This window comes from Streptomyces mesophilus (assembly GCF_011044995.1).
Taxonomy (GTDB): Bacteria; Actinomycetota; Actinomycetes; order Streptomycetales; family Streptomycetaceae; genus Streptomyces; species Streptomyces mesophilus.
The window spans coordinates 1-5,953 of record NZ_JAAKZW010000345.1 but is presented as its reverse complement, the minus strand read 5'-3'; the positions used below and the strand labels follow the sequence as shown (position 1 = coordinate 5,953).

Annotated in this window: 6 protein-coding genes; 4 read left to right on the top strand and 2 right to left on the bottom strand. The window is 71.4% G+C overall.

Translation table 11 applies throughout. From position 1 onward, the window contains the following. Together G6045_RS38670 and rsmH are read right to left on the bottom strand one after the other, a co-directional pair. A partial coding sequence (locus G6045_RS38670; protein WP_328708065.1) for an FtsB family cell division protein occupies nt 1-557 on the bottom strand: 557 nt, incomplete at its 3' end. A gap of 22 nt (nt 558-579) precedes the next feature. Next, nucleotides 580-1,536, bottom strand: coding sequence for a 16S rRNA (cytosine(1402)-N(4))-methyltransferase RsmH (gene rsmH, locus G6045_RS38665; protein WP_165336926.1), 957 nt, complete (start codon nt 1,534-1,536; stop codon nt 580-582). A gap of 399 nt (nt 1,537-1,935) precedes the next feature. Here rsmH and G6045_RS38660 point away from each other — a divergent pair, with 399 nt between their 5' ends. The 4 genes from G6045_RS38660 to G6045_RS38645 form a co-directional block, all read left to right on the top strand. Beyond that, nucleotides 1,936-2,484 (top strand): beta-class carbonic anhydrase, encoded by a 549-nt coding sequence (locus G6045_RS38660; RefSeq protein ID WP_165336925.1) that lies wholly within the window; start codon nt 1,936-1,938, stop codon nt 2,482-2,484. A gap of 250 nt (nt 2,485-2,734) precedes the next feature. Further along, entirely contained in the window at nt 2,735-3,793 is a 1,059-nt protein-coding gene (locus G6045_RS38655; protein ID WP_165336924.1) for an AAA family ATPase, read from the top strand. Continuing rightward, on the top strand, nt 3,793-5,184 hold the full coding sequence (locus tag G6045_RS38650; RefSeq protein WP_165336923.1) for a DUF58 domain-containing protein: 1,392 nt from the start codon (nt 3,793-3,795) through the stop codon (nt 5,182-5,184). Before G6045_RS38655 ends, G6045_RS38650 begins: the two co-directional genes overlap by 1 nt. Beyond that, the coding region (locus G6045_RS38645) for a DUF3488 domain-containing protein (protein WP_235968579.1) at nt 5,181-5,953 on the top strand (773 nt) is incomplete at its 3' end. The genes G6045_RS38650 and G6045_RS38645, both read left to right, overlap by 4 nt.

The window sequence follows — 5,953 nt, the reverse complement described above, 5'->3', positions numbered from 1 at the left end:
GTTCTCGGCGACTTCTTCCTCGGTGGGCAGTTCGGCGCCGCGGACGTGGAGACGCCGGACGCGGCGGACGCGGACACGCTGGGCGCCACGGGCGTGGAGACGCTGGGCGCGGGAGACGTGGAGACGCTGGGCGCCGGGGAGAGGGACACGGTGGGCTTCGGCGGCGGGGGCGCCGTGACCGGCGCCGGGGCGGCGGTCGCCTCGCCAGGCGTGCCGCGCACCTTGCCGTCCGGGTCGAGGAAGGCCGGCGGTCCGCCCGGCACCATGCCCAGCTCACGGGCGCGGCGTTCCAGGGCGTCGGGCGCGGAGTAGCCGTCGACGGTGGTCTCGAGCTCCTGCTGCTCGTCGGTGAGCTCGGTGGTCTCCTTGCGGAGCTTGCTGAGCTGGAACGAGCCTTCGTTGAGCGCCGAGTTGAGCATCAGGAGCACGATCAGACCGCCGCCGAGCAGCACCACGATGAGCAGCACGAACGGGGTACGGGCCGCCGAAGTGGGCCCTGAGGGAAGCAGCCGGGCGAGCTGTGCGGCCCTGCCCCGCAGCTGCGGTACCCGGCTCACTCGCCCTCCCCCGGTGACATCCTCACGAAAGGTCCTCCCGGATCCGCTGCGCCCCGCGCAGACGGGCCGGTGCGGCCCGGCGGTTCTCGGCGACTTCTTCCTCGGTGGGCAGTTCGGCGCCGCGCGTGAGCAGCTTCAGGCGCGGCTGGTAGCGCTCGGGCACCACCGGCAGGCCGGGCGGCGCGGTGTTGGCCGCGCCTTCCGCGAACACCTGCTTGACCAGGCGGTCTTCGAGCGAGTGATACGACAGGACCGCGATCCGGCCGCCGACGTCGAGCGCCTTGACGGCCGCGGGGACCGCCCGCTCCAGGACGGTCAGCTCGCCGTTGACCTCGATCCGCAGCGCCTGGAAGGTGCGCTTGGCCGGGTTGCCGCCGGTGCGCTTGGCAGCCTGCGGCAGCGCGTCACGGATCAGCTCGACGAGCCGGGCGCTGTTGGTGAACGGCTCCTTGTCGCGCTCACGCACGATCGCGCTGACAATGCGCTTGGCCTGCTTCTCCTCGCCGTACGCGCGAAGGATCCTGACCAGCTCGCCCGGGGGGTACGTGTTGAGGACCTCGGCGGCGCTCATCCCGGCCGTCTGGTCCATGCGCATGTCGAGCGGTGCGTCCTGGGCGTAGGCGAATCCGCGGTCGGCCTCGTCGAGTTGCATGGACGAGACGCCGAGGTCGAACAGGATGCCCTCGACCTTCGGAAGGCCAAGACGGTCGAGTACGTCGGGGAGTTCGTCGTACACGGCGTGCACGAGGGTGGCCCGCTCACCGAAGGGTGCGAGCCGTTCTCCGGACAGCCGCAGGGCTTCCTTGTCGCGGTCGAGCGCGACAAGGCGGGCCTCGGGGAAGTTCTGGAGCAGGGCCTCGCTGTGTCCGCCGAGGCCGAGGGTGCAGTCGACGACGACCGCCCCGGGCTTGGTGAGCGCGGGGGCCAACAGGTCCAGGCACCGCTGGAGCATCACCGGGACGTGTCGCTGCTCGCTCAACGCACCCTCTCAGGTCGGGTGCGGCCACCACGTGCGGCCGGGTCCCCGCCCGCTCGCATACGAAGGGGAAGGTCCGCAGGCGCCGGGAAGGAGCCGGCCGACCGGAGCGGGAGGAGGCCGAGCCGTACGTACGACCGCACGCGCGGGGAGCCCGTCCTTTGGGGGCCGGTCTCCTGGAGTTCGGTAACCGCCAGTCGCGTACGCGTCTGTCGGTTCGCGTCACTTTAGTCCACCGCCTGTCCCGGTCAATCAACCGGGCGAGCGCGTCGCCCCCGGGCTCGTTCACCCGTACGGGCCCAGTGGTCACTCCCTGTGGAGTGCGTCACGACAAGGCCCTTTGAGGTTCTTTGTCACCTCTCACAGCGGGCTTGTATACACCGTGACCGCTACCTTTTTTGCATGTCGACTTCGCGATCGCTTTCCTCGAGCCCGAACGGTGCCATATCCGGGCAGGGCACCGTCACCGACCGCCTCGTCGAGGCGAACCAGGCCTACGCCGCCGACTTCGTGGACCCGGGCATGGACGCCCGTCCTGTCCTCAAGGTCGCCGTCGTGGCCTGCATGGACGCCCGGCTCGACCTGCACGACGCGCTGGGCCTCGAGCTCGGCGACTGCCACACCATCCGTAACGCGGGCGGTGTCGTCACCGACGACGTGATCCGCTCGCTCACCATCAGCCAGCGTGCGCTCGGCACCCGCAGCGTGGTCCTGATCCACCACACCGGCTGCGGTCTGCTCACCCTCACCGAGGACTTCCGGCACGAGCTCGAGGACGAGGTCGGCCAGCGCCCCTCCTGGGCCGTGGAGGCCTTCCGCGATGTGGACCAGGACGTACGGCAGTCCATGCAGCGCGTGCGGACCTCGCCGTTCCTGCTCCACACCGATGATGTCCGCGGCTTCGTCTTCGATGTGAAGACGGGTCTGCTGCACGAGATCGACGCGGCCTGAAACGCGCCGGGCGCCCCCGCACGGCGCCCGGCACACTCCCCCTCAAGACCATCGCGCCGCCCCATAAACCCTCCCAAAACCCGACATAGGACAGTCAGTTGTCCGCAGGCAAGTGACACGAACGGGTAACGGCAACAAGAATGCGGGGGAGGCACCGCACGGGAACCATCCGGCCGCGGTGTCCGTGTTTCGGGGTGGGCCGGGTCGCACAGAGACATCGGCCCGTTTGAACGGGCCGAGGAGGGCCGGGGTGACGACCTATGAAGATCGAGCGAGCCTCACAGATCTGACCACCACCGTGGATCAAGTCCGCAGGTCGGTGGAGGGAGTGATCGAGGGCAAGCCGGAGGTCGTACGGCTTTCGCTGACCGTGCTCCTCGCCGAGGGCCATCTACTCATCGAGGACGTACCGGGCGTGGGCAAGACCATGCTCGCCAAGGCGCTGGCGCGGTCCATCGACTGCTCGGTGCGGCGTATCCAGTTCACACCGGATCTGCTGCCGTCGGACATCACCGGTGTGTCCATTTTCGACCAGCAGCGCAGGGACTTCGAGTTCAAGCCGGGGGCGATCTTCGCGCAGATCGTGATCGGCGACGAGATCAACCGGGCCTCGCCCAAGACCCAGTCCGCGCTCCTGGAGTCCATGGAGGAGCGGCAGGTCACGATCGACGGGCAGACCTATGAACTGCCCAACCCGTTCATGGTCGTGGCGACCCAGAACCCGGTCGAGATGGAGGGCACCTACCCGCTGCCCGAGGCCCAGCGCGACCGCTTCATGGCCCGGGTCTCGATCGGTTACCCCAACGCCGAGGCCGAGCTGCAGATGCTCGATGTGCACGGCGGGGTCTCACCGCTCGACGATCTGCAGCCGGTGGCCCACGCCCACGACATCGTGAAGCTGATCGACGCGGTCCGTAAGGTCCATGTCGCGGATGCCGTACGGCGCTATGCCGTGGAGATCGTCAGCGCCACGCGCAACCACCCCGATCTGAGACTCGGCGCCTCGCCGCGCGCGACCCTGCATCTGCTGCGGGCGGCGAAGGCTTCGGCCGCGCTGAGCGGGCGCGACTATGTCCTGCCGGACGATCTTCAGGCGCTCGCCGTCGCCGTGCTCGCGCACCGGCTGCTGCCCACCGCGCAGGCCCAGTTGAACCGGCGTACGGCCGAGCAGGTCGTGCTCGAGATCCTTCAGCGCATCCCGGTACCGGCCGCACAGGCTCCTGGCGCCGGCTATCCCGCGGCGCCTTCCGTGCAGATGCCCGGCATGTCGGGCTACGGCCAGCAGCCGCCCGGCGCACGGAGGCTGTGATGACGGCCGGGGGGCCGGCGCAGGGAACCACGCAGCGGGCCTTTGGCCGGATTTCCCAGTCGGACGACGACAAGGGCGGGCTCCGTACCGCCTTCGCGGGGCTGACCACGCGCGGCCGGTCGTTCCTGGCCGCCGGGGTGGCCGCGGCCGTGTGCGCGTATGTGCTCGGCCAGGGTGATCTGCTGCGGGTCGGGCTGCTGCTCGCCGTACTGCCGCTGGTCAGCGCGATCGTCCTTTACCGCACCCGCTACCGCGTGGCCGGTTCGCGCAGGCTCTCGCCCGCGCGCGTGCCGGCGGGCTCGGAGTCCCGGGTGCATCTGCGTATGGACAACGTCTCGCGGCTGCCCACCGGGCTCCTGATGCTCCAGGACCGGGTGCCGTACGTGCTCGGGCCGCGGCCGCGCTTCGTGCTCGACCGGGTCGAGGCGGGCGGGCGGCGCGAGGTGTCGTACCGGGTGCGGTCGGACCTGCGCGGGCGCTATCCGCTCGGACCGCTGCAGCTGCGCCTGAGCGATCCGTTCGGGATGTGCGAACTGACCCGGTCCTTCAGCGCGTTCGACACCCTGACGGTGATCCCGCGGGTGGAGGCGCTGCCGCCGGTACGGCTGTCCGGCGAGGCCCAGGGGTACGGCGACGGGCGGCAGCGCTCGCTCGCGCTCGCCGGCGAGGACGATGTGATCCCCCGCGGCTACCGGCACGGCGACGATCTGCGCCGGGTGCACTGGCGCTCCACCGCGAAGTACGGCGAGCTGATGGTGCGCCGCGAGGAGCAGCCGCAGCGTGCGCGCTGCACCGTCCTGTTGGACACGCGCCGCATCGCCCACCAGGGCGCGGGCCCCGACTCGGCCTTCGAGTGGGCGGTCTCGGGCGCGGCTTCGGCGCTTGTGCACATGCTGGAACGGGGCTTTTCCGTACGGCTGTTGACGGACACGGGCAACTCCGTGCCCGGCGAAGGCTCCGACGGGTTCGCGGGCTCCACCACGGAGTCGGCGGACGCCGCGGGAATGATGATGGACACGCTCGCCGTGGTTGACCACTCGGACGGCGCGGGCCTCTCGCGTGCGTACGACGTGCTGCGCGGCGGGGCCGAAGGGCTGCTCGTCGCGTTCCTCGGCGACCTCGACGAGGAGCAGGCGGCCGTGGCCGCCCGGATGCGCCAGCGCAGCGGTGCGGCGGTCGCCTTCGTCCTGGACAACGGGGCCTGGGCGCACGGTGCGCAGGCCCCGTCGGCCCAGCTGGAGGAGCGGCTGCGGCTGCTGCGCGAGGCGGGCTGGACGGCGCTCGCGGTACCACCGGGGCAGCCGCTGCCCGAGCTGTGGAAGCAGGCGGACCGGCAGCGCACGGGCGTCATGGGACGTTCCGAAGCACAAGCAACAGGGGGATGGTCATGAGCGGCCGCACGCGGCTCGCGCTCTGCGCCTTCGCGGCCACGCTGATGGCGGCGTGCGCGCTGCTGCCGCTGGTCAACTCGGCCGCGTGGCTGGTGCAGGGTGCGTTCCTGCTCGCCGCGCAGTCCGGTGTGGGCGCGGCGGCCCGGCGGGTACCGCTGGCGCGTCCGGTGACGGTCGCCGCCCAGGTCCTGGTGACGCTGCTGCTGCTCACCGTGTTCTTCGTACGGGACGAGGCCTTCGGTCTCTTCCTGCCGAGCCCCGACTCCGTCCGGGAGCTCGGGGTACTGCTGCAGACCGGTGGCGAGGACGTCGGGCAGTACTCGACTCCGGCGCCGCTGACCGACGGCATCCAGCTGATGCTGGTCGGTGGCGTCCTGCTGATCGGGCTCATCGTGGACGCCCTCGCGGTGACGTTCCGCAGCGCCGCGCCCGCGGGCCTACCGCTGCTCGCCCTCTACTCGGTCGCGGCCGGTCTGTCGGACGGCGGCGCGGGCTGGCTCTTCTTCGTCCTCGCCGCGGCCGGCTATCTGCTGCTGCTGCTCGCCGAAGGGCGTGACCGGCTCTCCCAGTGGGGCCGGGTGTTCGGGGGTGCGCCGCGCCGGGCGAGCGAGTTCTCCTCGGGGCTCGACGGCAGCGGGCCCGCCGCACCGGTACGCACCGGGCGGCGGATCGGCGCGGTCGCCCTGGGCATCGCCCTGGTGGTGCCGGCGGCGCTGCCCGCTCTGGACAGCGGGCTCTTCGACCCCACGGGCGGCGGCGGAGGGGGCGG

What these genes read in the sequence shown, in the direction of transcription:
- G6045_RS38660 (WP_165336925.1), top strand. Translation starts at nt 1,936, where the DNA reads ATGTCGACTTCGCGATCGCTTTCCTCGAGCCCGAACGGTGCCATATCC.
- G6045_RS38650 (WP_165336923.1), top strand. Translation starts at nt 3,793, where the DNA reads ATGACGGCCGGGGGGCCGGCGCAGGGAACCACGCAGCGGGCCTTTGGC.